This window comes from Ruegeria sp. AB7 (assembly GCF_056542625.1).
Map to the genome: position 1 here is coordinate 1 of NZ_JBQGAC010000012.1, position 25,181 is coordinate 25,181.

28 protein-coding genes and 1 tRNA gene are annotated in these 25,181 nt (G+C 55.3%); 19 read left to right on the plus strand and 10 right to left on the minus strand.

Annotated elements, in window-relative coordinates; translation table 11 throughout:
- Positions 1-843: 843 nt before the first annotated feature.
- The 7 genes from pcaF to ACR0EN_RS20265 are packed head-to-tail and all read left to right on the plus strand — an operon-like array spanning position 844 to position 6,453.
- On the plus strand, positions 844-2,046 hold the full coding sequence (gene pcaF, locus ACR0EN_RS20235; protein ID WP_480588452.1) for a 3-oxoadipyl-CoA thiolase: 1,203 nt from the start codon (positions 844-846) through the stop codon (positions 2,044-2,046).
- A 15-nt stretch (positions 2,047-2,061) separates the two neighbouring features.
- Positions 2,062-3,054, plus strand: coding sequence for a 1,2-phenylacetyl-CoA epoxidase subunit PaaA (gene paaA, locus ACR0EN_RS20240; protein WP_170397736.1), 993 nt, complete (start codon positions 2,062-2,064; stop codon positions 3,052-3,054).
- A gap of 23 nt (positions 3,055-3,077) precedes the next feature.
- A complete protein-coding gene (gene paaB / locus ACR0EN_RS20245) occupies positions 3,078-3,362 on the plus strand; it encodes a 1,2-phenylacetyl-CoA epoxidase subunit PaaB (protein WP_170404692.1) in 285 nt (94 codons plus the stop codon).
- On the plus strand, positions 3,362-4,129 hold the full coding sequence (gene paaC / locus ACR0EN_RS20250) for a 1,2-phenylacetyl-CoA epoxidase subunit PaaC (protein WP_170397730.1): 768 nt from the start codon (positions 3,362-3,364) through the stop codon (positions 4,127-4,129). The genes paaB and paaC overlap by 1 nt, the downstream gene beginning before the upstream one ends.
- A 6-nt stretch (positions 4,130-4,135) precedes the next feature.
- Positions 4,136-4,594, plus strand: a complete 459-nt coding sequence (gene paaD / locus ACR0EN_RS20255) for a 1,2-phenylacetyl-CoA epoxidase subunit PaaD (RefSeq protein ID WP_170397728.1) — start codon at positions 4,136-4,138, stop codon at positions 4,592-4,594.
- 14 nt (positions 4,595-4,608) lie between these two features.
- A complete protein-coding gene (locus ACR0EN_RS20260) occupies positions 4,609-5,682 on the plus strand; it encodes a 2Fe-2S iron-sulfur cluster-binding protein (protein ID WP_480588454.1) in 1,074 nt (357 codons plus the stop codon).
- A 12-nt stretch (positions 5,683-5,694) separates the two neighbouring features.
- Positions 5,695-6,453 (plus strand): Phenylacetic acid catabolic protein, encoded by a 759-nt coding sequence (locus ACR0EN_RS20265; protein ID WP_480563130.1) that lies wholly within the window; start codon positions 5,695-5,697, stop codon positions 6,451-6,453.
- A gap of 3 nt (positions 6,454-6,456) precedes the next feature.
- On the opposite strand, the gene ACR0EN_RS20270 is transcribed toward ACR0EN_RS20265, so the two are convergent.
- The 5 genes from ACR0EN_RS20270 to paaG form a co-directional block, all read right to left on the minus strand.
- Entirely contained in the window at positions 6,457-6,672 is a 216-nt protein-coding gene (locus tag ACR0EN_RS20270) for a hypothetical protein (RefSeq protein ID WP_170596871.1), read from the minus strand.
- 69 nt (positions 6,673-6,741) lie between these two features.
- On the minus strand, positions 6,742-7,338 hold the full coding sequence (locus ACR0EN_RS20275) for a TetR/AcrR family transcriptional regulator (RefSeq protein WP_480588457.1): 597 nt from the start codon (positions 7,336-7,338) through the stop codon (positions 6,742-6,744).
- A 22-nt stretch (positions 7,339-7,360) separates the two neighbouring features.
- The gene (gene paaK / locus ACR0EN_RS20280) at positions 7,361-8,668 is read right to left on the minus strand and encodes a phenylacetate--CoA ligase PaaK (RefSeq protein WP_170397713.1); all 1,308 of its coding nucleotides are present in this window, start codon (positions 8,666-8,668) and stop codon (positions 7,361-7,363) included.
- Positions 8,669-8,683: 15 nt separating this feature from the next.
- On the minus strand, positions 8,684-9,112 hold the full coding sequence (paaI, locus tag ACR0EN_RS20285) for a hydroxyphenylacetyl-CoA thioesterase PaaI (protein WP_170397710.1): 429 nt from the start codon (positions 9,110-9,112) through the stop codon (positions 8,684-8,686).
- 1 nt (position 9,113) lies between these two features.
- A complete protein-coding gene (gene paaG / locus ACR0EN_RS20290) occupies positions 9,114-9,899 on the minus strand; it encodes a 2-(1,2-epoxy-1,2-dihydrophenyl)acetyl-CoA isomerase PaaG (protein ID WP_170511238.1) in 786 nt (261 codons plus the stop codon).
- Between the two features lie 200 nt (positions 9,900-10,099).
- Here paaG and ACR0EN_RS20295 point away from each other — a divergent pair, with 200 nt between their 5' ends.
- The 9 genes from ACR0EN_RS20295 (at position 10,100) to ACR0EN_RS20335 (ending at position 18,773) form a co-directional block, all read left to right on the plus strand.
- Positions 10,100-11,119 carry a TRAP transporter substrate-binding protein gene (locus ACR0EN_RS20295; protein WP_170397704.1) on the plus strand — a complete coding sequence of 340 codons (1,020 nt, stop codon included), beginning with the start codon at positions 10,100-10,102 and terminating at the stop codon, positions 11,117-11,119.
- A 54-nt stretch (positions 11,120-11,173) separates the two neighbouring features.
- The gene (locus tag ACR0EN_RS20300; RefSeq protein WP_170397701.1) at positions 11,174-11,677 is read left to right on the plus strand and encodes a TRAP transporter small permease; all 504 of its coding nucleotides are present in this window, start codon (positions 11,174-11,176) and stop codon (positions 11,675-11,677) included.
- On the plus strand, positions 11,677-13,029 hold the full coding sequence (locus tag ACR0EN_RS20305) for a TRAP transporter large permease (protein ID WP_170397698.1): 1,353 nt from the start codon (positions 11,677-11,679) through the stop codon (positions 13,027-13,029). Before ACR0EN_RS20300 ends, ACR0EN_RS20305 begins: the two co-directional genes overlap by 1 nt.
- A gap of 27 nt (positions 13,030-13,056) precedes the next feature.
- A complete protein-coding gene (gene paaZ, locus ACR0EN_RS20310) occupies positions 13,057-15,081 on the plus strand; it encodes a phenylacetic acid degradation bifunctional protein PaaZ (RefSeq protein WP_480588459.1) in 2,025 nt (674 codons plus the stop codon).
- 52 nt (positions 15,082-15,133) lie between these two features.
- Complete coding sequence (locus ACR0EN_RS20315; protein ID WP_170424488.1) at positions 15,134-15,937, plus strand: PaaX family transcriptional regulator C-terminal domain-containing protein; 804 nt, start codon at positions 15,134-15,136, stop codon at positions 15,935-15,937.
- Positions 15,938-16,139: 202 nt separating this feature from the next.
- Complete coding sequence (locus tag ACR0EN_RS20320; protein WP_170818137.1) at positions 16,140-17,111, plus strand: alpha/beta fold hydrolase; 972 nt, start codon at positions 16,140-16,142, stop codon at positions 17,109-17,111.
- Between the two features lie 82 nt (positions 17,112-17,193).
- Positions 17,194-17,270, plus strand: a tRNA-Met gene (locus ACR0EN_RS20325).
- A 145-nt stretch (positions 17,271-17,415) separates the two neighbouring features.
- Complete coding sequence (locus ACR0EN_RS20330; RefSeq protein WP_480588462.1) at positions 17,416-17,928, plus strand: HEPN domain-containing protein; 513 nt, start codon at positions 17,416-17,418, stop codon at positions 17,926-17,928.
- A gap of 149 nt (positions 17,929-18,077) precedes the next feature.
- Positions 18,078-18,773: a DUF3800 domain-containing protein gene (locus ACR0EN_RS20335; RefSeq protein WP_480588464.1), complete on the plus strand. Its 696-nt coding sequence runs from the start codon at positions 18,078-18,080 to the stop codon at positions 18,771-18,773.
- Between the two features lie 195 nt (positions 18,774-18,968).
- Here ACR0EN_RS20335 and ACR0EN_RS20340 read toward each other — a convergent pair whose 3' ends face one another.
- The 5 genes from ACR0EN_RS20340 to ACR0EN_RS20360 all read right to left on the minus strand — a co-directional run bounded on the left by ACR0EN_RS20340 (position 18,969) and on the right by ACR0EN_RS20360 (position 22,368).
- Positions 18,969-19,460: a hypothetical protein gene (locus ACR0EN_RS20340; protein WP_480588465.1), complete on the minus strand. Its 492-nt coding sequence runs from the start codon at positions 19,458-19,460 to the stop codon at positions 18,969-18,971.
- Positions 19,461-19,518: 58 nt separating this feature from the next.
- Complete coding sequence (locus ACR0EN_RS20345) at positions 19,519-19,893, minus strand: hypothetical protein (protein WP_480588467.1); 375 nt, start codon at positions 19,891-19,893, stop codon at positions 19,519-19,521.
- Between the two features lie 18 nt (positions 19,894-19,911).
- A complete protein-coding gene (locus ACR0EN_RS20350) occupies positions 19,912-20,607 on the minus strand; it encodes a hypothetical protein (protein WP_480588469.1) in 696 nt (231 codons plus the stop codon).
- Between the two features lie 11 nt (positions 20,608-20,618).
- On the minus strand, positions 20,619-20,843 hold the full coding sequence (locus ACR0EN_RS20355; protein ID WP_480588471.1) for a hypothetical protein: 225 nt from the start codon (positions 20,841-20,843) through the stop codon (positions 20,619-20,621).
- Positions 20,844-21,342: 499 nt separating this feature from the next.
- Complete coding sequence (locus tag ACR0EN_RS20360; RefSeq protein ID WP_480588473.1) at positions 21,343-22,368, minus strand: Hint domain-containing protein; 1,026 nt, start codon at positions 22,366-22,368, stop codon at positions 21,343-21,345.
- 294 nt (positions 22,369-22,662) lie between these two features.
- Between ACR0EN_RS20360 and ACR0EN_RS20365 the strand changes: the two genes are divergently transcribed.
- The 3 genes from ACR0EN_RS20365 (at position 22,663) to ACR0EN_RS20375 (ending at position 25,135) form a co-directional block, all read left to right on the plus strand.
- Positions 22,663-22,869, plus strand: coding sequence for a hypothetical protein (locus tag ACR0EN_RS20365; protein WP_480588475.1), 207 nt, complete (start codon positions 22,663-22,665; stop codon positions 22,867-22,869).
- On the plus strand, positions 22,866-23,165 hold the full coding sequence (locus tag ACR0EN_RS20370) for an ArsR/SmtB family transcription factor (protein WP_480588477.1): 300 nt from the start codon (positions 22,866-22,868) through the stop codon (positions 23,163-23,165). Before ACR0EN_RS20365 ends, ACR0EN_RS20370 begins: the two co-directional genes overlap by 4 nt.
- Before the next feature lie 1,094 nt (positions 23,166-24,259).
- Complete coding sequence (locus tag ACR0EN_RS20375) at positions 24,260-25,135, plus strand: hypothetical protein (protein WP_480588479.1); 876 nt, start codon at positions 24,260-24,262, stop codon at positions 25,133-25,135.
- Positions 25,136-25,181: the final 46 nt, after the last annotated feature.

Here is a 25,181-nt window from a genome sequence, read left to right on the forward strand (position 1 = left end):
CAGCCCGGTAGCTCGTCAGGCTCATAACCTGAAGGTCGCAGGTTCAAATCCTGCTCCCGCAACCAACTTTAGAAAATCCCAGAGCAGCCCGTGCAGACTACAAACAGTCCACCGGACTGTTCGATTAACGATCAAACCTCGTCAGGCTCATAACATGAAGGCCGTAGGTTCAATTCCTAATGCTGAAAACAAAATACCGTGCAACGTCAGATGTTTACGCGCCGCCCTAGGGCGGTTTTGTTCATTCTGGGACGCCCCCAAAGTAAGCAAATCCGCAAGTTCCCCAACAAGTTTAATCGCATACTTCCGTTCTTCGGGGACCTACTGGGTCTCCAACAGAAGGCAGCGGATGATCGTCATCACCTCGGCTTTTGTGTATAGATCATTCAACGCTTCTTTTCAAAGTTAACTTGATGATTGGCGATGACTGGAGGCAGCTGTTGGGACGAAAGCGGTTAAGTGTCATTCATTAAACGCTATAGGTCAAAACCAGCCAATCCGGTGCGATGTCTGCTGCAGATACTGACGTTTACTGGAACTCCAATCTGAGAATGGCAACCTTTCAAACTGCCTATTCGAAGCGGTCTAAGTACGCTTTCGATTTGTCAAATTTTGTGTTGAAGGAACCCTTATCAAAGGTCTGAGACGGTATTGGCGCAGGTGGTAAGCCGGCAGAGACTACACTTCACACGACCAAGTTACTCGCAGCGAGTCAATGCGTTACGGAAAAATCAAGAAAACGTAGTTGAAGTAACATAAAGCTTGCTGCGAATCGATGAGAGGCTTATTAACCGACCTATCGGTCACTTAATGATGTGAATTCAAATTCGGAGTAATCGACCTATGGACGCCTTTATCTGCGACGCCCAGCGCACCCCGATCGGACGATATGGTGGTGGACTAAGCCAGGTGCGCACAGATGATCTTGCCGCCCTGCCAATCGCTTCGCTTGTCGCGCGTAACCCACAGGTGGATTGGTCCAGTCTGGACGACGTGATTTATGGCGATGCGAACCAAGCCGGTGAAAGCAACCGCAATGTGGCGCGGATGGCGGCGTTGCTGGCAGGGCTGCCGGTGGATGTACCGGGAACGACAATCAATCGGCTCTGCGCGTCTGGCATGGATGCGGTGGGCATGGCTGCGCGCGCCATCAAGGCTGGGGATTATGACATGGCGATCGCGGGTGGGGTCGAAAGCATGTCGCGTGCGCCATTTGTGATGCCCAAGGCAACATCCGCCTTTACTCGTGCCAATGCCGTTTACGACACCACGATCGGCTGGCGCTTTGTGAACCCGAAAATGAAAAAGGAATTTGGTATCGACTCGATGCCCGAAACAGCGGATAACGTAGCGGAAGCTTATGGTATCAGTCGCTCCGATCAGGACGCGTTTGCCGAACGCAGCCAGGCCCGCTGGGCCGCGGCGCACCAGACCGGGGTGTTTCAGGAGGAGATCACCCCGGTCACAATCCCACAGCGCAAAGGTGACCCGGTGGTGGTCGACACGGACGAGCATCCGCGACCGGGGACTACAGCAGAGAAACTGTCTGGCCTAAAGGGCATCAATGGGGTGGACAAGACTGTGACCGCTGGAAACGCCTCGGGTGTTAACGACGGCGCGGCAGCGATCCTGATGGCGAATGAATCTGCTGCGGCAAAGAACGATCTGACCCCGATTGCCCGTATGGTTGGCATGTCCGTTGCTGGGGTGGAGCCGCGCGTGATGGGCATCGGCCCGGTTCCAGCCAGCCGTAAGGTGCTTGCACGGGCTGGGCTCAGCATCGATCAGATGGATGTGATAGAATTAAACGAGGCGTTTGCCTCGCAGGGCCTAGCCACGCTGCGCGAACTCGGGGTGCCCGATGATGCGCCGCATGTGAACCCAAATGGCGGGGCAATCGCCATTGGCCACCCGCTTGGAATGAGCGGTGCGCGGCTAGTGATGACTGCTGCCTATCAACTGCGCCGCACCGGAGGCCGCTACGCGCTCTGTACCATGTGTGTCGGGGTTGGGCAGGGTGCCGCACTTATTCTTGAACGTGTGTAAGGGAGGAGACCTCACATGTACGCTCAGATGATCAAAACAGCCGGATCCGGCGTGAAATCCCGCGAGGAGATGACCGAGCAGGAACGCGCGTTTCAGGACAAGATCGACGCCGATATCAAGATCGAGCCCAAGGATTGGATGCCCGACGACTATCGCGCGACACTGATCCGTCAAATTGGCCAGCACGCACATTCTGAAATCGTAGGCCAGCTGCCCGAAGGAAACTGGATCACCCGAGCGCCAACGCTGGAGCGCAAGGCGATCCTGCTGGCCAAGGTGCAGGATGAGGCCGGGCATGGGCTGTATCTCTATTGCGCGGCAGAAACGCTGGGTGTCAGCCGGGATGAGATCACCGAGATGCTGCTGGACGGGCGCATGAAATACTCGTCGATCTTTAACTATCCGACCCTGAACTGGGCTGATATCGGCGCGGTCGGATGGTTGGTCGATGGTGCCGCGATCATGAACCAGGTTCCGCTGCAGCGGACGTCCTTCGGACCATACTCGCGCGCAATGATCCGCATCTGCAAAGAAGAGAGCTTTCACCAGCGCCAGGGCTATGATGCGATCCGCAAGATGGCAGAGGGTACGCCAGAGCAGCGTAAGATGGCGCAGGATGCAATAAATCGACTGTGGTACCCGTCGCTGATGATGTTCGGGCCGTCGGACAAGGAAAGCGTGCATTCGGCGCAATCCATGGCGTGGAAGATCAAGATCAACACCAATGACGAGCTGCGCCAGAAATTCGTGGATCAGACCGTGCCTCAGGCCGAATATCTGGGTCTGAGTATCCCTGACCCGGACCTGAAATGGAACGAAGAACGGGGCCATTATGATTACACCGACCCGGACTGGTCCGAGTTTTTCGATGTGATCAAGGGCAACGGCCCTTGCAATGTCGACCGGCTGGCCGCGCGTAACAAGGCGTGGGACGACGGTAAATGGGTTCGCGACGGGCTGCTGGCTCATGCCCGCAAGAAACGCGCCGCAAATCTGGCTGCAGAATAAGACTGCCCTGAGGAGGATACCAAATGAACAACGAATGGCCCCTGTGGGAAATCTTCATCCGCGGACAACATGGCATGAGCCACCGCCATGTTGGGTCGTTACACGCCCCGGACGCGGAAATGGCGATCAAGAACGCGCGCGATGTCTACACGCGCCGCAACGAAGGCGTTTCGATCTGGGTGGTTGAGGCCAACAACATCTCGGCCTCATCGCCCAGCGACAAAGGTCCGCTGTACGAGCCCAGCGAAAGCAAAGTGTACCGCCATCCAACCTTCTTCGATATTCCCGAAGAAGTGGGGGCGATGTAATGAGTGTTCCGGTTTCCAATGACGCTTTGCTGCAGTTTCTGCTTCGGATGGGGGACAATACCCTGATCCTCGGCCATCGCGTCAGCGAATGGTGCGGCCATGCGCCTGTGCTGGAGGAAGACATCGCGCTGGCCAATACCGCGCTGGACCTGATCGGTCAGACTCAGATGTGGCTGGGTCTTGCGGGTGAGATCGACGGCGGCAAATCCGCCGATGATCTGGCCTTTCTGCGCGACGCCTGGGATTTCCGCAATGTGCTGCTGGTCGAAGTGCCGAACGGCGACTTCGGCCGCACGCTGATGCGTCAGTTCCTGTTTGATGCTTGGCATTCGATCATGCTGGGGCGTCTGATGACATCCTCTGACGACCGGGTCGCGGCGATTGCCGCCAAGGCCAGCAAAGAGGTTACCTACCACCTCGAACGCTCGGGCGACACGGTTGTGGGCCTCGGCGACGGGACCGAGGAAAGTCATGCCCGCATGCAAGAGGCGCTGGACTATCTCTGGCCATATGTCGGCGAGATGTTTGCCAGTGACGATGTTGATGCAGAAATGGTTGCGGCGAGGATTGCCCCGAACCCGGCAGATCTGCGCGCAGAATATGACGCTCTGATCGAGCGTGTGCTGTCCGAGGCGACACTAACCATTCCCGAAAGCCGCTTTGCCCATAAGGGCGGGCGCGACGGTCGCATGCATACCGAGCATCTGGGCCATCTTCTGACACAGATGCAGTGGCTGCAGCGCGCCTATCCCGGCGCGAAGTGGTAAGGATCAATGCGGGCTTCAACGGATCAGGTTTGGGAATGGCTGGACGCTGTACCAGACCCTGAGATTCCGGTGATCTCGGTCGTCGATCTGGGCATTGTACGCGATGTGCGATGGGATGAAAACACTCTGACGGTTACCGTCACGCCGACCTATTCAGGCTGCCCGGCGACCTCGGTCATCAGCATGGATATCGAAACTGCGCTGCGTGATCATGGAATCGACGATCTGCGGATCGAGACAAGTATCGCACCGGCTTGGACCACCGATTGGCTCAGCGACAAGGGCCGTGCTCGGCTCGAGGATTACGGCATCGCCCCGCCGCAGCCTGCAGGTGGACCTGAACGCTGCCCACATTGCGGTAGCAAGGCGGTTGAAAAGGTCAGCCAGTTTGGCTCGACCCCTTGCAAGGCCCATTGGCGCTGCACCGACTGCCTGGAACCTTTTGACTATTTCAAGTGCATCTGAGGGAGGATCACCGGATGGCACGCTTTCATGATCTGGAAGTTACCGATGTTCACAAAACCATCCGCGATGCGGTGGTCGTGACGTTGAAACCTGTAAACGGTTCAGCCGATGAATTCGACTTTACCCAAGGCCAGTACCTGACCTTCCGCCGCGATTTCGACGGGGAAGAACTGCGCCGGTCCTATTCGATCTGCGCGGGCAAGGATGAGGGCATTCTGCAGGTGGGGATCAAGCGTGTGGATGGCGGCGCATTCTCGACCTGGGCCAACTCCGATCTAAAGGTGGGCGATACGGTGCAGGCGATGCCGCCGATGGGCAGCTTTTACACCGCAATCGATCCCTCCGCCGAAAAACATTATCTGGGCTTTGCGGGTGGGTCGGGCATCACGCCGGTTCTCTCGATCCTGAAGACGACGCTCGCCCGAGAACCACATTCGCGGTTCACATTGGTTTATGCCAACAAGGGCGTGAACACGATCATGTTCCGAGAGGAGCTTGAGGACCTCAAGAATCTCTATATGGGGCGTCTGAACGTGATCCATATTCTGGAAACAGACGCGCAGGAAATCGAGCTTTTTACAGGTCTGGTCACGCAAGACAAATGTGCCGAACTTTTTGAACACTGGATCGATATTCAGAACGTCGACACGGCTTTTATCTGCGGCCCCGAGCCGATGATGCTGGGCATTGCCTCAGCCCTGCGGGCGCATGGGCTGAACGACGGGCAGGTCAAGTTTGAACTCTTCGCCAGCGCTCAACCCGGTCGGGTCAAGCGCAAAGTGAGCGGGGCGGACACGGCATCTCAGGACAACCAGACCAAAACATCAATCACCATGGACGGGGCAACGCAAACGATCACCATGCCGAAGGATCAATCGATTCTCGATGCCGCGTTGGAGAATGCGATGGACGCGCCTTACGCCTGTAAGGCCGGGGTCTGTTCAACCTGCCGCTGCCGAGTGCTTGAAGGCGAGGTCGAGATGGTCGCCAATCACGCATTGGAAGACTACGAAGTCGAGAAAGGATACGTCCTGAGCTGTCAGGCCTATCCGCTGACCGACACTGTAGTCGTAGACTACGATCAGTAGACGGAGGGAATGATGGCTGAAGACATGACAATCGAGAGCTATTTGGCAGCGGGTGGTGTCCTGAGTAATCCAACCAACGTGCCTCCGCGCTATCGTGCAGAGCTCATGAAACTGATGGCGACCTTCGTGGACAGCGAACTGGCCGGCGCAGCGGGCTTTGCCGACATCATAAATCTGGGCCCGGGCATCAAGGAACGCATCGCGGCGGCCAAGATTGTGCTGGAAAAGACCGACAACGCAGATCGTGTCCTGAAAATCATGGGCGAGTTCGGAGCCAACACTGACCGCTATGCAAATCACCATCCCTGGACCACACGTCTGGATCGTGATGCGGATATCGGGGCTACGCGGTCCGAACACGACATGCGCCTTGCTGTATTCAACTATCCGATCGAAGGATGGGAAGATGCCGTGGTTATGAACCTGCTGATGAGCCTGGCGGTTGACGTCCAACTGGCTCAGTTTTCGCAGATATCCTATCAGCCTCTGGCCGAGGCCTTCCGCGAGATTTCCCCGATCGAGGCGCGCCATGGGGAGCTTGCGCTTGAGGGTGCGGGCAAGCTGATCGAACAGGGAAAGGCTGCAGAAATGCAAGCGTCGGTCGACTATTGGTGGCCCCGGGTCGCGGCAAGTTTTGGGGCAGGCACAGCCGAGAAAACCGAAACGCTCCGCAAGCTGGGGCTGCGGCAATTAACCGGGATTGAGATGAAAGATCAGTGGACAGTAAAAGCGACCGAACAGATCGAAAAGCTGGGACTTAAAGTACCCTAGCTTTCAAAGTTGGCGTTTACGGCTCAGCAACCCATACTTCACGGCCAATCCGCGAAGCGTGCGACGCTTTCGCCGATCTTTCTTCAATGACTGCTGGGCTTTAGCACCACATTTCCGATTGAACTCAAAAACGTCAATCACCCGCTCGGCGCAGCCACAGGCTTCGCCCAGACCTACTTTGGCGAAATAGAATTTATCGAAACGATCAGGGCGTTGCATGGGTAACCTCCGCCCTTATTGAACCTCATCCTGACCGAAAAGCCAAATCAACTCTGTGCCAACAAGGGTTCAAAGGCCATCAACACCTGATAATGTCAGATTGCTTACCAACGTGGCGTAATCGCTGCGCGCGTTGGCATCCGCCCCGGCATTCCACATGTAGAACCAGTTCAACATTCCGAAAACGGACATGGTCGTGGCCCGAAGCTTGGCCGCATCATCCTTGAAAGTTGCAGGCGAGATGCTGGCGATGATGTCGCTGACGAACACCACCAGATCCCGCTGATAGCCACGCAGCAGATTCTGCTGCTCTTCGGGCAATGCGGACATGCCGCTGGTTTGCACGCGATGCTCATCATCCACGCCTTGATAGGCCAGTAGGATTTCCCGCACCACCCGTTTCAAGCGATCCGCGGGTTCCATCCCGTCAAGGTCCAAGCCGCAAACCTGGTCACGCAATTGCAGCAGGTAACTGTCGAGAATATCAAACAGAATGGCGTCCTTGCTGTCGTAGTAGTGATAGATATTGGCCTTGGATATCCCGCACTCCCGCGCCAGCTGAGACATTGACGCCCGATCAAATCCTTCCTGCGCGAAGACGCGGGCGGCGCATTTCAGGATGCGTGTTCGTTTATGGTCGTGGTCTTTTGCTATCGTGCGCGCCAAATCCTGACCCTCCGTCTGTCGCTTAGCTGTCCCGATTGTCAATCACACGCCGGGCCTTGCCCTGTGAGCGTTCAACCTCGCCCGGCTCGCCTATATCGATCTCGGTCGAGATGCCAACCACCTCTTTAATCCGGCGAGATAGCATCCGAGCAGCGGCGGTTTTGCTCAGCTCATCGGCTGCATCCGGCGTTGCTTCGACATGCACGCGCATCGCGTCCATCCGGCCAGCTTTGTAAAGTTCGATCTGGTAGTAGGGCGCCAGACCGCCGGTTGCTAGAACCTGCTCCTCGATCTGACTGGGGAAGACGTTGACACCCCGCAGAATGATCATGTCATCCGAGCGGCCCGTGATCTTTTCCATCCGACGCATCGACCGAGCCGTACCGGGCAAAAGCCGCGTCAGGTCACGGGTGCGATAGCGGATCATCGGAAGACCTTCTTTGGTCAGCGTGGTGAACACCAGTTCACCAATCTCACCATCAGGCATGACCTCGCCGGTCTGCGGGTCGATGATTTCGGGGTAGAAGTGGTCTTCCCAGATCACGGGCCCGTCTTTGGTTTCGACGCACTCATTGGCGACGCCCGGTCCCATGATCTCGGACAGGCCGTAGATATCGACGGCATGCATATCGAATGCTTGTTCAACCTCGGAGCGCATCGAATCCGTCCAAGGTTCAGCGCCAAAGACGCCGACAGCCAAGGAACTTTCGCGCGGATCGAGTCCAATCTTGTGATACTGCTCAAGAATGTTCAGCATATATGATGGTGTTACCATAATCCCGTCTGGTTTGAAGTCAGTGATCAGGTCGACCTGCTTGCCGGTCTGCCCACCGCTCATCGGGACGACCGTGGCCCCCAGACGTTCGATTCCATAATGCGCGCCCAGACCGCCGGTGAACAGGCCATAGCCATAGGCGTTGTGCACCATGTCGCCCCGGCGCAAACCGCTGGCACGCAATGACCGCGCCACCAGATCCGCCCAGTTGTCTATGTCGCCTTGCGTATACCCCACGACGGTTGGCTTACCCGTGGTTCCCGACGAGGCATGAACACGAATGATCTGCTCACGCGGGACTGCAAACAGACCAAAGGGATAGTTTTCCCTCAGATCGTTTTTGTAGGTAAACGGAAACCGTGCCAGATCACTGAGGGACTGAAGGTCGTCAGGATGCACACCGGCCTCATCAAACCGCTGCCGGTACATAGGCACGTTGTCATAAGCATGGCGCAGCGACCATTTCAGCCGATCCAACTGTAGGTTGCGGATTTCATCAATCGAGGCGATCTCGATCGGATCAAGATCCGCCTTGTTCGGAGTAAGATCCTTCATGCCATCCCCCTCATCTCAGGTCTCGTCAAACACCGGGCCTTTGACCGCGCGGGAAAAGCCCCGAAATTCTGCGATCTTTTGTCCGGCTTGGTTGGTTATGGATACGTCATAGATGCCGCTGCGCCCTGTCAGGCTCAGTTCCGTTGCGCGGGCCGTCAGCAGATCACCGGATCGCGCGGGCGCGACGTAGCTGATCACATTGTGCTGGGCGACTGTGGACTGGTTGCGACTATTGCAGGCAAAGGCAAAGGCGCTGTCGGCCAACATGAATGTCACGCCGCCATGGCAGATCCCGTGCCCGTTGCAGTGATGGTCAGCCACCTGCAACGCCAGCGTCGCAGCGCCTTCATCCATCTCCACCAGTTCCATGCCTGCCCATTTCGAGGCATTGTCCCGCCCCCACATGGCAGCAGCGGCTTTCTGTGCGCGTTCCTTCGGCGTCATCTCATTCTCCCCGAAATACTGGCGCGCGCTTTTCCAGAAACGCAGTAACGCCCTCGGCATAGTCGACGCTTTCGCCGCAGGTTTTCATTGCGTCCGCCTCAATCTCGAGATGATCGGTCAGGGTATTCGTGGCAGCCGCCTGTATCGTCTGTTTCGTCAGGCCAAGTCCCAGCGTCGGACCATTGGCGAACTGTTCCGTTAGTGCGCGCGCCTCGGTCAATAGTTCAGCGTCTGGAATTGCTTTCCAGATCAGCCCCCAATCCGCAGCCTGCTTTGCTGGCAGGGGTTGCCCAGTTAGGGCCAGCCCTTTGGCTCGGGCTTCACCCAGCAAACGTGGCAGATGCCAACTGCCGCCGGTATCAGGTATCAGGCCCACTTTGGAAAATGATTGGATAAACTTGGCAGAGTCAGCGGCAAGTACCACATCACAAGCCAGGGCTAGATTCGCACCCGCCCCGGCGGCAACGCCATTGACGGCGCAGACAACAGGTAATTCCAAAGACCTGATCAGGCGGACCAAAGGTGCGTAGAACGTGCGAACCGTATAGCCCAAATCCGGCGGACCCTCCATCGTGGCAGGGTTTCGATCGCCCAAATCCTGCCCTGCGCAGAACCCGCGCCCCGCGCCGGTTAACAGCACCGCTCGGGCACCACCGTCACGCGCGGCCTCAAGTGCAGCGCGCAGGGCATAGTGCATCTCATCCGTGAAACTGTTCAGGCGATCAGGGCGATTGAGTGTAATTTCAACCCATTGACCCATATTCTGCGAAATAATCGTGTCGGACATGCCCGGTTCGCTTTTCATAAGTTACAACAAACTTCTTGCATAAACCGAACGGTTGGTCAATAAATTCTATAGCCGTTTGTGACTCGGCGATCGGAAATGCACTTTGGCCAGCGGGCGGAACAGCATTTCTCGTCGTTGATAGTTACAAAACGTACCATTAACACATTCACGACTTGCGATTTTGAGGAGGAGACCCGGTCATGAAATTCACCAAGCTCACCACATTGTTGGCGTCTGCAACCTTGGCGGTGTCCGGCACCATTGCTTTTGCGGCTGACTACACCCTGACAATTTCCAGCTGGGCCCCACCCACCCACGGCATCAACGCAAAGATGTGGCCCAAATTCGTCGAAATGGTAGAGGAGGCCACTGACGGGCAGGTCACCGCAGAGCTTAAGCTAGGTATCGCTCCACCGCCTGCGCAGATGGACCTGATTATGGATGGCGCGGCCGATGCCTCGATTATCTTTCACGGCTATCAACCGGGACGCTTCGTCACCACCAAGCTGATCGAACTGCCTGGTTACGAAGGCTCGGCCGAGGACGCTTCGGTTGCTTACTGGCGCGCCTACGACAAGTACTTGAAAGCTGCTGACGAGCATCGTGGTGTCAAAGTCATCGCCTTGCACACGCATGGACCCGCGCAGCTGCATTCCAGCGCGCCAGTAACCACTCTGGATGAGGTTTCGGGCCTAAAAGTACGTATCCCGGGTGGCGTTGGCGGAGACGTTGGTGCGGCGCTTGGCGCGACCGGCATTCAGGTGCCCGCTCCGAAAGTCTATGAAACACTGGCATCGAAAGCCGCTGACGGCGTGGTCATGCCACTGGAATCGCGCAAGGGTTTCAAGCTGACCGAGGTTGCGCAGAACGTCTATGAGATGCCCGGTGGCCTCTATCGTGGTTCGTTTGCATTCATCATGAACGAAGACACCTTCGCAGATCTGCCACCCGAGCTGCAGACGGCGCTGGAAGAAAACGTATTCGGTGAACCGCTGAGCCGTGAGATCGGCAAAATCTGGGATGAGATCGACGCCACTGGACGTGAGGCAACCGAGGCGGCGGAGGGCAATGCCATCAACGCTGCCACTGACGCGGATATGGAGAAGTTCTCGGCCATCGCCGAAGACATCCGCGGCAAGGTCATCGCCGAGGTTGACGCAACAGGAGTCGACGCACAGGCCGCATATGACATGATCAAATCGGAAATGTCCTCGAACTGATCCGACTGAAGGGCGGCTCTTGCGCCGCCCTGACTTACCCTGCGCGAGTTTCCCATGACCCCTATTATTCAGCTTGTGCGCCGTGCCAGCGCCCTTCCAGTGATCGTGGCCTGCATTGCACTGTTTATCCTGATGGTAATGACCTTTTGCGACGTGATCCTGCGTTCGGTCTTCAATGCGCCCATTGAGGCCGCCACCGAGCTGACGCGCATTCTGATGGCAATTCTGGTGTTTTCTGTCCTCCCGATCGTCTCCACCACCAATGGCCATATCGCGGTCGATCTGACAGACGGGTTCTTCCACCGTCTGCATCTGTCGCGTGCGCGGGACGTTGTGATCTATGTGGTCAGCGGCATCATGCTGTTCTGGCCGGTCCAACGCGTTTGGGTCCTGGCCGAGCGTGCGCGGGATTATGGGGATGTAACCGAATATCTTTCAATCCCCACCTACCTGATCGGCTGGTTCATTACCCTGTCTGTTGCCATCACTGCACTGGTGATGATCGCCACTGGGCTGCTAAAGGCCTTCGCCCCAAATACACTGTCGGAGCCTATGTAATGACCGCAGCGCTAATCGGATTTGCGATTGTATTGATCTTGGTGCTGGTGCGCCTTCCTATCGTCTTTGCCATGGGTCTGGTGGGCACATTGGGATTTGCCTATGAGCGTGGCGGCTCGATCTTTGATGAGCGCGGGATGAAGGCTGCCATGTCCATGGTGGGCCGACAGATCACCGACACTGCGCAGGACTATGGTCTGTCGGTTGTGCCGCTGTTCATCCTGATGGGCCTGTTCGTGAACAAGGGCGGCATGGCGCGCGAGCTTTATGCGGTGTCCAACGCCTTTCTTGGCCACATGCGCGGTGGTATTGCCATGGCAACGGTTGCGGCCTGTGGCGGATTTTCGGCTATCTGCGGATCGTCGCTGGCAACCGCCGCCACGATGTCAAAGGTCGCGATGCCGCAGATGCGGCGTTACGGCTATTCCGACGAACTCTCGACCGCCTCGATTGCCGCCGGTGGTACATTGGGCATTCTAATCCCACCATCGGTCATTCTGGTCATCTACGGGTTGCTGACCGAGACCTCGATCGGGAAACTGTTCATGGCGGGCATCATCCCCGGCATCCTCGGCATTCTGTTCTACCTCTTCGCCGTGCGCTGGACCGTCTGGCGCAACCCCGAGGCCGGGCCCGCAGGCGAGCGCGCCACCTGGTCCGAACGCATCCGCGCGCTGGGTTCGGTTTGGGCTGTGCTGTTGTTGTTCTTCCTAGTGATTGGCGGGCTTTATGGAGCCTTCGATTTTGAGCCCCTAAACCTGACATTCTCACCCACCGAGGCCGCAGGTATGGGGGCCGCTGGGGCCTTTCTGATTGCACTCTTTCGTGGGGGCCTCACGGTTGGCTCGACATTCGAGGTGCTGAAAGAGACCTGCTTTACCGCGTCTGCCCTGTTTGCGGTGTTGATTGGTGCGCAGATATTCTCAAATTTCATCAATCTGGCCGGTTTGCCCGAAGCCCTGATCGCGATGGTGACCGCCTATGATGTGGCTCCGTTTGTCGTGATCCTGATGATCCTTGGTATCTACATCATTCTGGGTTGCGTCTTCGAATCCCTCTCGATGCTGTTGCTGACGGTTCCGATCTTCTTCCCGTTGGTCACGTCTCTGGGCTATGACCCAATCTGGTTTGGCATCGTCGTCGTGGTTGTCACCGAAATCTCGCTGATCACGCCACCCGTTGGCCTGAACGTCTTCATCCTGAAAGGCGTGGTGGGTGACGTCTCGACCGGCACCATATTTCGTGGCGTCACTCCGTTCTGGATCGCCGATATCTTCCGCCTCGCGCTGATCGTGCTGGTGCCCATCGTGGTGCTGTATCTGCCGCAGCAAATGGGCGCTTTGGGACACTAGTCCCACCGCATCAAACAGGAGAACACCATGTCCCTGCATCAGATTTCCAGCTTCGCCGCTGGTACTTGGGTCGCGCCTGGAGAAGGCGCACGCACCATCGCATCCGCCATCACCGGCGCACCGTTTGCCAGCGCTGGCAATGCCGCGCTCGACGTGCAGGCGATGCTTGACTATGCGCGCAATACCGGTGGCCCCGCGCTGCGCAAGTTAACGTTCCACGACCGTGCTCGGATGCTCAAGGCGCTGGCGCAAGAGCTTTCGGCGCATAAACAAGCCCTTTACGGCCTGAGTTTCGAAACCGGAGCTACGCAGAAGGACCACCTGATCGATATCGATGGTGGCATCGGCACGATGTTTGTCTTTGCCTCAAAAGGCCGGCGCGAGATGCCGGATGCGCAGGTTTATCTGGACGGCGAAATCGAGCAGTTGTCACGCAATGGCACCTTTTTGGGGCAGCATATCTGCACGCCCCTGCAAGGGGTCGCGGTTCATATCAACGCCTTCAACTTCCCGGTCTGGGGGATGCTGGAAAAGCTGGCCCCGACGCTGCTGGCTGGCGTGCCTGCAATCGTCAAGCCGGCTACCAACAGTTGCTACGTCACCGAACTGGCAGTGCGGATCATGCTGGATAGCGGCATCCTGCCTGCCGGTGCGCTACAGCTGGTCTCGGGCGGGTTGGGCGACATGCTCGATCACTTGGATTGTCAGGATGTGGTCAGCTTCACAGGCTCGGCGAACACCGCGTTGAAGCTGCGGCAGACGCCTGCGATCTTGCAGAACTCGGTCCGGTTTGTGGCCGAGCAGGACAGCTTGAACGCTTCCATCCTCGGGCCCGATGCCACGCCCGGCACGCCCGAATTTGACCTGTTCGTCAAGGAAGTCTCGCGCGAGATGACCACAAAGGCGGGCCAGAAATGCACTGCCATCCGACGCATCATCGCGCCCCAGCTGCAGGTCGACGCCATAATTGCCGCGCTGTCTGACCGATTGGCAAATATCACCATCGGCGACCCCCGTTCCGACACCACTCACATGGGCGCGCTGGTGTCGAACGGGCAGAAAGCCGACGTTCTGGAAAAGGCAGCTCTGATCGGGCAAGAGGCTGAACGGGTTTATGGCAACCCCGACGCGTTCGACCTGCACGGCCCTGAAACCGGCGCATTCGTTCCCCCGATGCTGTTTTACTGTGCTGACCCCGACAAAGCGCAGCGCGTGCACGATACCGAGGCCTTCGGCCCAGTTTCGACCCTCATGGGCTACCGCGATCTGGATCATGCGGTGGCACTTGCCAATCGCGGGCAGGGATCTCTGGTCACGTCGCTGATCACTCACGACACAAACGTCGCGCACAACGTAGTGATGGGGACCGCAGCCTATAACGGGCGGATTTACATCAACGACCGCGACTCGATGGCTGAATCGACCGGCCACGGATCTCCGCTGCCCCATATGGTGCATGGTGGGCCGGGCCGTGCGGGCGGTGGTGAGGAAATGGGCGGCGTACGCGGAGTGAAACACTATATGCAGCGCACGGCCATTCAGGGCTCCCCGCGCATGCTTAGTGGTATCAGCACCAAATGGGTACCAGGAGCGCCCGAAATCCAAGGTCCGGCACATCCGTTCACCCGTAAATTTGGTGAGTTGCAGGTCGGCGAGACGCTGCACACAGCCTCGCGAACCATCACGCTGGAGGATATCGAACACTTCGCCAATTTCACCGGCGATACCTTTTATGCGCATATGGACGAGGACGCGGCGGCGCGGAACCCGTTCTTCCCCGGTCGTGTGGCGCATGGTTATTTGTTGCTCAGCTTTGCGGCGGGCCTGTTTGTCGAGCCGAACGAGGGGCCGGTGCTGGCCAATACCGGGCTGGACGGGCTGCGGTTCATGAAGCCCGTTGTTGCTGGCGACAGCATCAAGGTGCGCCTGACGGTAAAGCAGAAAACCCCACGCAATGAAGATTATGGCGAGGTCCGCTGGCACGTTTCCCTGACCAATCAGGATAATGAGCCGGTCGCAGAATACGAGCTTTTGACCATGAACGCCCGCTGAGCCGCTGTACTACCTGTTTTTCTTATTGGGCCTAATGGGTTAAACTGGGTCCATGACCGAAAAGAGCTCGTGGTTCGAAACGGCTGTGGCCGAACTGGCGGACCCGCAAGACCAGCGGGTCTGGTCGATTATCGTCTCGCTGTTTGGTGACATGGCACAAGAGCCCGGCGCGCAGATCTCGGGCGGTGTTCTGACCCGGATCATTGAGCCGATGGGCATCAAACCCGAAGCGATCCGCGTCGCTCTGCACCGGCTGCGCAAGGACGGCTGGATTGAAAGTGACCGGATTGGACGCGTCTCGCGCCATGTCCTCTCGGAATTCGGCCGGACGCAATCCGCCGCCGTCACGCCGCGCATATATGCGCGCGGTCCTTCGCCCATTGAAAATTGGCATCTTCTAATCGCCGAGGATGGATCGGGCACACAAGTGCTTGAAGACGTGATGCTCAGCGATGACTATATCCCTATTGGGCGCAACGTAGCGATGGGTGCGGGTCCCGTACCAGATCAGTCGGACGGTTTGCTGGCCTTGGACATCTCTCCGCACGCAGCCCCCAAATGGGTGCAGGATCGGTTGTGTCCACCCGAATTGCGCGCCTCTTGCAAGGCTCTTCTGGGCGCGGTCGAACGCGCCGCGAAGTCCCGTCCCGAAGGCTGGGCGCCTACACCCTTGCAGAGCGCAACACTGCGCACTCTACTGGTGCATCGGTGGCGGCGCGTCGTGCTACGCCAGCCGGACTTACCTTTGGCTTTTTATCCTGTTGATTGGGCTGGCCCTGCTTGTCGCGATAGCGTGTTCGGGCTGCTTGATTTGCTGCCACGACCGTCAGCTGATGTGTTGAGCGGAAGTGGTTGAACGCTGAGCGGTCTGTTCAACCATATTATCAGTGCGGCGCACATACCGGGTGCTGGGAGCTTTTCTGACCAAGTCATACCAATTTACACACCATTAATTAGGTTGCGGTTATCTGCCTGCCAATTCAGCCGTTCAGAAAACGCATGGTGCAATCGGGCCCCGGGCAATACCATCGCCTGAGCAAACCTACCGGAGATCCGTGATGTCGATTTTGCTAACGATTGTCTTGTTGCTGATGTCCCTTTTGCTGGGGATGCACATCTGGACTCGTCGCCTAACGCGGCAGGGCAGCGAAATGGTGCCGCAACTGGGGCGGATCGTGCCCGTTCACGGTGGCAGCATTCACTATGTCGAAAAAGGCGACCCTTCCAACCCGACAATTGTCATGATCCATGGCCTATCAGGCCAATTGCAGCATTTTACGTATGCATTGGTGGATGATCTTGCTCAGGATTATCACGTTCTCGCGGTTGACCGTCCGGGCTGTGGCTATTCCACGCGCGATGCTGCCCAGTTGGCGGAATTGCCCGAACAAGCCCGCATGATCCACGAGTTTCTGGAAATAAAGAACGTCGATCAAGCCACACTGGTCGGTCATTCTCTAGGTGGCGCCGTGTCTCTTGCGATGGCACTGGATTATCCCGACAACACGGCGGCATTGGCGCTTCTGGCCCCCTTGACGCAACAAATGCCGGAACCGCCCGCCGTTTTTAAACCACTTGAAATCCGTACCGAGTGGCTGCGCAACCTTATTGGCAATACAATCGCCGTCCCGATGGCCCGAAAAACCGCGCCCCTCGTGCTGAAAGACGTCTTCGCACCCGAGTCCGCGCCCTCAGACTTCCTGAACCGTGCTGGGGGTGCCCTTGGTCTTCGCCCCTCGGCCTTTATCACCGCCTCACAGGATGTTGTTGGGGTAGAGGCCAGCATGGGTGCCCTGACTTCACGCTATAACGATCTGCGCGTGCCCGGAGGCATCCTGTTCGGCACAGAGGACCCGATCCTGTCCGCCGAGCTACACGGTGCTACAATGACGAAATTCGGCCTGATCTTTGAGGTCATGGAACACCGGGGTCACATGATACTCATCACAGAACCCGAAGTCTGCGCGCGTTTCATCCGCCAGATCGCCGAGAATTCCCGCACCCGGCTGGCAGAGCAGGACGCGCATTGAATAACGCAATAAAGAATCTCGGCAGGCACGCTTTTCCCTCTTGACCCTCCCCGGCCCCTCGCTTAAATCGCCTCTCACTCGTGGCGGAGTAGCTCAGTTGGTTAGAGCAGCGGAATCATAATCCGCGTGTCGGGGGTTCAAGTCCCTCCTCCGCTACCACTAAAATCAATCACTTACATGAATGTTGGTTTGTCCGGCGCCCTCTGGGCTGATTTCTGGGGGACATATGGGGGACAAGTTGGGCGATTTTTCAGTGGAATTGGCCGCTAGCGGGCGCATTTGAAAAAAGAGATACGGATCTGCAATGGGTATCGAATCAAACGCAAAGCGGTTTTTGAATGCCTACTACGTTCTCGATGAACATGAGCGAGAAACTCAAGAGAAGCAACGGCGGCGGGCACTTGCCGACTATGCAGTATATCCCGGTAGTAAAGTTGATAGCATTTGCAGTGAGTTCGAACGGCATGTCATGGGGGTGGACTTTGTTTGCCTTGCGTTTTCAGTGGAGCTTTACCTGAAGGCCGTATTTGAAGTGCTCGGTGAATCCAAAAGGGGGCATAATATCCGTGTCCTATTTGAAAAATTGCCGGAAAGCACCCAACTCGAACTATTCGAACTCCACACACAAGGTTCTTATGGCGAGACCCTGGACACCTACAAGTCGCAGATTGACGTGATAAGTAGCGGTTTTGAGCAATTCCGATATTCACATGAGCACAAGGAACTTTTCTATCACAGAGGGTTCGCACTTCAGATGATTCAAGCGATGCAAAATTTCATAGACATAGAACGTCGAGCCAAGCGGCAAGAATCTTAGTTTTCACCTCTTTGCGATTGTTGCGCAGGTCAAAGCAGATGGTAACGTAGAGCGCTTACTGTAAGCCACCCGTATGCTCCCTTCCCTTAATATGCACTATTGACTAGTAACTGGATGCGAGAATTAGCGATACGGACATTGAATTTTTTATGACGGAAGAGTTACCTTTAGCCACACTACCCACCCTGTACATTTTTCTCGATGAAGGTGGGAATTTTGACTTTTCTCCAGCAGGCTCGCAGTACTTTACCCTCACTTGTGTCAGTATGTATCGCCCGTTTAAGCTTCATACCGACCTGGATACATACAAGTATGACCTCATCGAACATCGGATAGTTCCACGTATCGAGATGGAATATTTTCATTGCGCCGACGATAACAGATACGTTCGAAACAAAGTGTTCTCGATGCTTGCGGCATCGGTGCCAAACGATGCCGTAGATTCAGTAATTGTTGAAAAGCGAAAAACTGGTCCGGCGTTACAGCCACCTGAAAAATTCTATCCTAAAATGCTAGGGTACCTTCTTCGATATGCAGTTGGAAAGGCTACTTATGGAGCAGGTGAAGTTGTAGTTATTACAGACAGTCTACCTGTGGCAAGAAAGCGTAGAGCAATCGAAAAGGCGGTGAAGACCACACTGGCAAGCATGCTTCCTTCTGGCGCACCTTACAGGGTGATGCATCATTCCTCCCGCGCGCACTATGGCTTGCAAGTCGCTGACTACTTCAACTGGGCGATATACCGAAAATGGGAGCATGGCGATGCTAGCTCACACAAGACAATATCTCATCAAATACGAAGCGAGTTCAACATTTTTAGAACCGGCACTCGACGCTACTACTGATGATTTGACCCCTCCGACTACCTGAAGGAGAACCCCTTGGGTTCTTATCATCGGAGGGGAACCTTTGTGATTATATGTAAGCAAATATGTGCTAAAATCAAGCTAAGAGTACCTAGGTATTGGTTCAGGTAGCATACTGGTGGTGCACTGCGATGCGAGCTATCCTAGGCTGATGCCCTAAAGTGCCGGGGAGCATCAACCCCGCGCCACCACCAACGGCGGCTCCTTTGGAAACGACCGGATATCGAACCACTTGAAACACGTCCCATCTGCGTTGCGCTTGTCGCCCATGTGAAGGAATGAACCTGCTGTCCTGTGCCTTATCAGCGCCGCCCTGAACGCCCGCAGGTCTATCAGCCACCAATTCAGAATAGTCGCTCCATCTGGCCCCGCATGGCCGTAGAACATCCAATCTCCGTGACCGTTCACTATCTTGGATAGTTCGGTTTCAGCCCCGGTCGGCAGCTTGGCTCTGATGGTGAATTGGTGGGGGTATCTGCTGGCGTAGCCGTGACGGCGCACCCTGGCGGCAATCCGCATGTCCTTGGCGTCCAACATGAGCAGGTCCGTGGCTTGGAAGTGGTCCAGCGGATCTGGCGCGGCCTGTAGGATGTGGTTGCCGATGATGCTCTTTATCTCGGGCAGGAACTGGTCGGACCAATGCCGGTTGATGCTGTAATGTTTCATGTCAAATCTCAGAAAGCAAAACGGGCGCAGGGAAAGCCGCGCCCAGTGCTGCGCAGCCTCAGTTTGCAACTCGGCAACGCATCAAACCCTGAATTGCTTCGACACGACGTTCATCGCCGCGCATAGCGCTATGACAAATCACGCGGCCCCAGTTCAATACTTCATTCTCGCCGCATATCGACTTCAAACGTGCAAGTAAGCCATGGTCGATTTCGCATGACGCATCTTCTATGTCTTGCCGAGGCGTGAGCGCATAGTTGTCTAGGCCTGCGCTAAGCTTTTCATCATCTCTACGCAGCGCATGGATTTTCAACGCCATTAGCGCGAAATCTTCAACATCAAGCTCGCTCATCCGTTCTATGATTTCATAAACCAAGTTGTCAGTGATGGGCTTCTCGTTCATCTCGGTTAGGTTTGCTGGAAAGTCTGGCATGCTATTCCCTTTCATATCTCAAGCGCTCAGAAGGCGCAGCGCATCCGCGTTCAAGGTGCGGTATTGCTCGTCGTCGTGGGCACCCTCTACGCGCAGGGCGATAACGACTTTCACGGCCAGGTCGCGCGGACCTTCGATGGGCTGTTCCATTATCTCGGATTCAATTTCCACCATCGCGAGATAGGCCGGATCAACGACTTCGCGTTCATAGTCCCGGCCTTTCCCGTTTGTATCGCCTTCTTCGGCCAGTCGCTCATATTCAGCGTGTGCCGTTTCCCAGCGTGAGAACATCCGCTCAATGGGTGTGGCCTCCGCGATTGCGCCCAGCGCGGTAGGGCGGCTTACTTTCCCCGACAAGGATTGAAGTGTGCCCAGAACGTTTTCCAGCACTTGGCCGTCCAAGTCACCAGCCACACCGCCAACCAAATCAAAGTTGGCCTCATCGCTCAGGGCAAACTCTAGCTGCGCCGCCGCACCCTCTGGGGTGCTGGCCGGTGTCCGGCATATCTTCTTTTCGAGTTCCTTGCACTGAACCCAGACAGAGTTGTTGGGTTCAAGGTCGGGCGCATCTGGTGCGAACACATTCTGGAACCCCACCTTATGTTCTGCGACCCATGCAATATGCGGGTCTGTGGCGTCCGAGGCTGCGGCGGTTGCGCCGATGGACAGGGCGGCAACAGGGGCGGATTGAATGAGGGTTCGACGGTCAATCATATCGGCTCCTTTCAGGGTGTCTCTGGCTGGCGGGCAATGTCTTCGAAATGCTCTGTCGCCTGCTGGTTGATGGTACGGATCAGGGCTGCGGTTGGTCCCCAGTCCTTCGGGACGCCTTCCCATGTCAGTGCGTCCAGTGCTTTCGCTAGGCCTTTCAGGGTCAAGGCGTCGGTTACGATTTCGTCTCTGGCCTTAGGCACAGTTCCACCGTTCGCGCTGGCGCGTTGTTCAGTCATTGTGTTTCCTCCTGACGAAATAGGTGGGCCGATGTTGCCCCTAAAAACGATACACTGTATCTATTAACGGACAGGGTATTTGTCAATACAAGGCAACCAAAAAGATACAGGGTATCGATAATGACGCCAGCACAGGCAAGGGCAGCAAGGGCAATTCTAAAGGTAGGTGTTAGGGAAGTGGCAACCCAAACTGGGGTGACACCGAATACGGTTTCACGAACCGAAGCACAGACGCCTCAAAGCGTGCGTGGACCAAATACCGCGACAATTGCTGTGCTTAAAGCATGGTATGAATCCCAAGGCATCCAATTCCTGGATGCAGGTGATACGGCTAACGGGGTCGGAGTGGTTTTGGTCAATAAAGGTGACTGATGAAAAGAACACTTGGAGTTCTTTGACGACTTCCTGGCTTGGTTGGATAAACCAATTTCAAAGCAAGTACTGAACGACCAGGATTCCAACTAGCACACGCTGTTCAGAAACATTTTTTTGCTGGTATTCATAGATGAAACTGCTGGCCCCTGTGCTCGGGTCTGACAGAGTAGGCCATCTCATCGGGCGAATAGAGACCTTCGCGCAGTAAGACTGCCTCATATGGTTTCAGTGTGGGCAGGACGGTTTCGGCAAATCGTTCTCTTCTCTGACGCAGCTCGGGAAATAGTTCGAAAACCTCACGCAGCGTTGCGCGATCCATCGCGTCTAGAGAAGTATCGCCAGGGAAAAAGGACTCGGACCACACGCCTTCAACACAAATTAGCTCATGTTGGTCGAAGAGAACGTGAATGTAATGAACTTCTTGGTCGGGTGGGAGTTGGAAAACCATTTCACCATCCAGTAAGCCCTTGGCAGGCGCTAGCATCAAGCTTTCGCCGAAACACAGCTGCATGTCTGGCGAGGTAACAGCAATCCGATGTTGTGGCGAAACCGTCAGATCCCGTGTCGGGCATTTGCTTGAGAAGCTACCTGCACGAAAGCGAACCGGACAGAGATGCGGACTTTGCTGTAAATCGCCAACGGTGAGGCGTCGTTTGCCGATCCAGCGAACAGGCTTTGCTGTCCCATCGAAAACTGTCACTAGGTCGCCGGGTTGCAAGGTCTCAATTGGTTGTGAGCCCAGAGGTGTCAAAACCATCGACCCCAGTGTGAAGCATACGAAGGATGGCAAAGTGTCGTAATCTGAAGGAGGTGCAGTAACGATGCTGTTGTTTGTGTTTTCTATCGTGTCACCGACATCCACATCGCCAGATGTAACAATGATGTACTGGGGGTTGGAAAACTGAACCAGTGTGAATGTTACGGGCTGCCCACCTATGTCACCGCTATAGGTTTCAAACGTTTGAAAGTTGGTAGAGTCACCTAAGAAACTAGGTACCCCCGAAACGTCGAGCTGCTGGCTTCCATCTGCATCAGGATCTTCAAGCGCATCATCATTATCAATAATCTCTACCTGATAAGAGTTAAGCACGGTAACGTCTGTGAAGCTTAACGGATCATTGTCAATTTCAAGAATCGTAATGAAAGCCAAAGCGCTATCCCTCGATATACAACCCAATCAATAGCTCAATTAGAAGAATGCAACCTTATGGAGAAAAGATAAAGCTCTGTTACGGTACTGAGGCTGCTTTGGAACGTGCCCTAGGTAAAAGCCAATAAAAAACTCAGATTTGGACCTGACCTCACAATAACCGCTAAACCAGCTAACCGGCGCAGGCGTAATTTATAGTTTTGCCGCTATAACGTCTCTTGAGTGCCCAATTTCACTTACTCCGGGCAGTTACGGTGTTTTAGTGCAGTGAATGAGTAACAAGGTGTGTTCCAGATGAAGTTTATCCCCGCAACCGCCCAATCAGCAATTGTCCACGCGTACGAGCTGGCTGCCAACGACCTGGAAAAGAGCATGGCAATGTGGGCGGGTAGTCAACTCATGGCGCTCTACGATAGACGCTCGGTGCTTTTGCAGGAACATGCCGACATCTGGGCTGAGAAGCTTGAGCCGCGAGCACCTCTTTCTACGGCGAAGAAATGAAACAACGCTCCCCAGAGAGCATAAGCGAGGCATCAGATTACCTGAAAGCCTTCGCTCACGATGGCCGATTGCACATCCTTTACTCACTTGCCGATGGTGAGAAATCTGTTGGTGAATTGATTGATGCTTGGTCGATGCGTCAGGCAACAGTTTCCCAAAGTATCGCTCGCTTGCGGCTTGAGGGCATGATAGTTGCGAGGCGCGAAGGTCATTACATGTACTACAATATCTGCGACGAACGGGTGCGCCCAGTTCTCAAGTTGCTGGATAAGCTTTTTCTAAAACAGACCAGTTAGACAATTACCTCGGAGACTTGCCCGGTCGGCATTGGGTCGGGTTCTTTTTGCACAACCTGTGTAACCCACTTCACTGACCACCTGCTTAGAATGATGCAATCTGAGTGCAGTTAACGAGTTGGCGCTCATGTTGTGTTGAGAGCGCGAGTTTATTTTTCTCCCTGTTGGTGGGCGTGCTTGTGGTGGGTGCGCCCATTTTTTTAAACTGTAGTGACAAGGTGTTTGGGCAAATCTCGTTTTGACGCCACGTCGCAGCAGGTATCGGGCTTTCTTAGAAGTTGACGTAAAGGTCAGCAACTAAATGGTAATTTGACTGAACGGTAAAAAATTGATGCAAACCCCGGTTTTCTTCCCCCTAACGTCTCAAATCGAAACCACTAGATGCACCTTGTCGCTGCGGGTTGCTGCTCACGGAACTTGATCCTTGAGCCGGTCTCACCAGCAGGGTTCGGGTCAGACCTGCGGCGACAATGATTGAATTATTGCTGGGAGGGGAGAAATTGAAACTACCTATACTGTCTGTCATTCGGCGAACTTGGAATGTTGAGAGTTTGAACGAAAACCTGAACGCTCAGAGTGCCTGTTCAATTGCTGACGATGAAGTGGGTAAGCCCGTATTGAATCAGTCCGACGTTCAATCGCTATTTCAAAGCGCATTTGCGGAAATGGAACGAGAATTACCTGTTCGCGGCGATGGTCGGACAGACGTAATTGATAGTTCTGACTCAAGAACGTCTCCTGAGTGAATGTGCCCGCGTCGTGACCTCCAACAAATCTTTCAGGTAGTATCTAGATTTGGAAAGCCCAATAGAAAGCCCCACACCGGGCGCAACCGGTGCAGGGTGGAACCGTGGGCCGGGCAGAGGTCATTTATCCCGTGCGTCAAGAAAGTGGCTCAACTGGAACCACTTAAACCAGGCAGGAATAGGTTTAACCTGACTGAGGGTATTCGGATATGCTGCAAGCGCCGAGCTATTCGGCGCACGGGGAATAGTCTTAGCGTAGCTCTAAGATATTGAAATTAAGTAATTGATTGCCTAGCCTGCCTCTAAACTTGCGTAGATGACTAACACGGATTTTGAAAGTGTAATTGTATGGAAGACTATTCAGAAACGGACCTGGAAGAACTCGAATGCTCCCTTTTTTCTCAAGTCGAAAATGAGCATCCTAAGACTTCCGATGAAACTACAACAGCAACTCAGAATGCCGCGTTTCTTTCCAATCAACCGGTATCAGAGGGGGACCCGATACAAAAGATTTGCTTGATGCATTTCGACTTAAGCAAACAATCTGCGCTTTCTGACGTGATACCGAAGGCTGCAGAAGAGTTCGAGGTAAGCGGTCCGCCAAACGCGTATGTTGAAATGGTGCATTACCGCCAACCTCGCAGCGGCGGTCACCACCACGGTGGTCGTTCTAGGCACCCCGGAGCGGTTGGTCGATTGTCCCCCACACGCTTTCGGTTAGGTCCCGTTTACCCGCAGAAACACCGTGTGCGTTGGGACCTACCCCCCACCTCGGGTGAGGTAGTGGTTATTGCTCGTTTTTCTAATGGAGCGCTTGCGGGCGGTATAGCAACTGTTCATCATGTTACTGGCTTGGTACCCCTTGTTCAAAACCAGACGCTAAAATTGAAGTCCCCGACATCGGATCATCTTTCGCCATATTGGGTGAAAGACTATATGAAACCCCGTATTGAGGGCGTTGCAAAGCAGTTCTATGTGGACACCGGTCTTTTCACTACCTGCACCGATGCTGCGCTGCAGTTTGGTGGAGTCTTCGACCTAAATAAAGATTGGAAAGGTCCCCATTACACGCACAATCGTGGAGACCGTGTGGATCTAAGAAGTAATGACCAAAACGCGGAGCAGAAGCTGATTTTTCAGAGAATTTGTGCGCAAAATAGCCTGTTGCCGAAGCTGGAGTTCCCTGGCCAACCAAATGAGCACTGGCACGTCACGGCAATGTAGTTGAATCTCTTTTTCTGCGCAGGATTGGCCAATCTGACGCCCTGCT

Coding starts and splice junctions, on each gene's coding strand:
- ACR0EN_RS20315 (WP_170424488.1), top strand. CDS start 15,134: ATGACCGAAAAGAGCTCGTGGTTCGAAACGGCTGTGGCCGAACTGGCG.
- paaZ (WP_480588459.1), top strand. CDS start 13,057: ATGTCCCTGCATCAGATTTCCAGCTTCGCCGCTGGTACTTGGGTCGCG.
- ACR0EN_RS20365 (WP_480588475.1), top strand. CDS start 22,663: ATGAAGTTTATCCCCGCAACCGCCCAATCAGCAATTGTCCACGCGTAC.
- ACR0EN_RS20340 (WP_480588465.1), bottom strand. CDS start 19,460: ATGAAACATTACAGCATCAACCGGCATTGGTCCGACCAGTTCCTGCCC.
- ACR0EN_RS20270 (WP_170596871.1), bottom strand. CDS start 6,672: ATGCAACGCCCTGATCGTTTCGATAAATTCTATTTCGCCAAAGTAGGT.
- ACR0EN_RS20320 (WP_170818137.1), top strand. CDS start 16,140: ATGTCGATTTTGCTAACGATTGTCTTGTTGCTGATGTCCCTTTTGCTG.
- ACR0EN_RS20370 (WP_480588477.1), top strand. CDS start 22,866: ATGAAACAACGCTCCCCAGAGAGCATAAGCGAGGCATCAGATTACCTG.
- paaG (WP_170511238.1), bottom strand. CDS start 9,899: ATGTCCGACACGATTATTTCGCAGAATATGGGTCAATGGGTTGAAATT.
- ACR0EN_RS20350 (WP_480588469.1), bottom strand. CDS start 20,607: ATGATTGACCGTCGAACCCTCATTCAATCCGCCCCTGTTGCCGCCCTG.
- ACR0EN_RS20265 (WP_480563130.1), top strand. CDS start 5,695: ATGGCTGAAGACATGACAATCGAGAGCTATTTGGCAGCGGGTGGTGTC.
- paaB (WP_170404692.1), top strand. CDS start 3,078: ATGAACAACGAATGGCCCCTGTGGGAAATCTTCATCCGCGGACAACAT.
- paaD (WP_170397728.1), top strand. CDS start 4,136: ATGCGGGCTTCAACGGATCAGGTTTGGGAATGGCTGGACGCTGTACCA.
- paaI (WP_170397710.1), bottom strand. CDS start 9,112: ATGACGCCGAAGGAACGCGCACAGAAAGCCGCTGCTGCCATGTGGGGG.
- paaK (WP_170397713.1), bottom strand. CDS start 8,668: ATGAAGGATCTTACTCCGAACAAGGCGGATCTTGATCCGATCGAGATC.
- paaA (WP_170397736.1), top strand. CDS start 2,062: ATGTACGCTCAGATGATCAAAACAGCCGGATCCGGCGTGAAATCCCGC.
- pcaF (WP_480588452.1), top strand. CDS start 844: ATGGACGCCTTTATCTGCGACGCCCAGCGCACCCCGATCGGACGATAT.
- ACR0EN_RS20295 (WP_170397704.1), top strand. CDS start 10,100: ATGAAATTCACCAAGCTCACCACATTGTTGGCGTCTGCAACCTTGGCG.
- ACR0EN_RS20335 (WP_480588464.1), top strand. CDS start 18,078: ATGACGGAAGAGTTACCTTTAGCCACACTACCCACCCTGTACATTTTT.
- ACR0EN_RS20375 (WP_480588479.1), top strand. CDS start 24,260: ATGGAAGACTATTCAGAAACGGACCTGGAAGAACTCGAATGCTCCCTT.
- ACR0EN_RS20330 (WP_480588462.1), top strand. CDS start 17,416: ATGGGTATCGAATCAAACGCAAAGCGGTTTTTGAATGCCTACTACGTT.
- ACR0EN_RS20300 (WP_170397701.1), top strand. CDS start 11,174: ATGACCCCTATTATTCAGCTTGTGCGCCGTGCCAGCGCCCTTCCAGTG.
- ACR0EN_RS20345 (WP_480588467.1), bottom strand. CDS start 19,893: ATGCCAGACTTTCCAGCAAACCTAACCGAGATGAACGAGAAGCCCATC.
- paaC (WP_170397730.1), top strand. CDS start 3,362: ATGAGTGTTCCGGTTTCCAATGACGCTTTGCTGCAGTTTCTGCTTCGG.
- ACR0EN_RS20305 (WP_170397698.1), top strand. CDS start 11,677: ATGACCGCAGCGCTAATCGGATTTGCGATTGTATTGATCTTGGTGCTG.
- ACR0EN_RS20355 (WP_480588471.1), bottom strand. CDS start 20,843: ATGACTGAACAACGCGCCAGCGCGAACGGTGGAACTGTGCCTAAGGCC.
- ACR0EN_RS20260 (WP_480588454.1), top strand. CDS start 4,609: ATGGCACGCTTTCATGATCTGGAAGTTACCGATGTTCACAAAACCATC.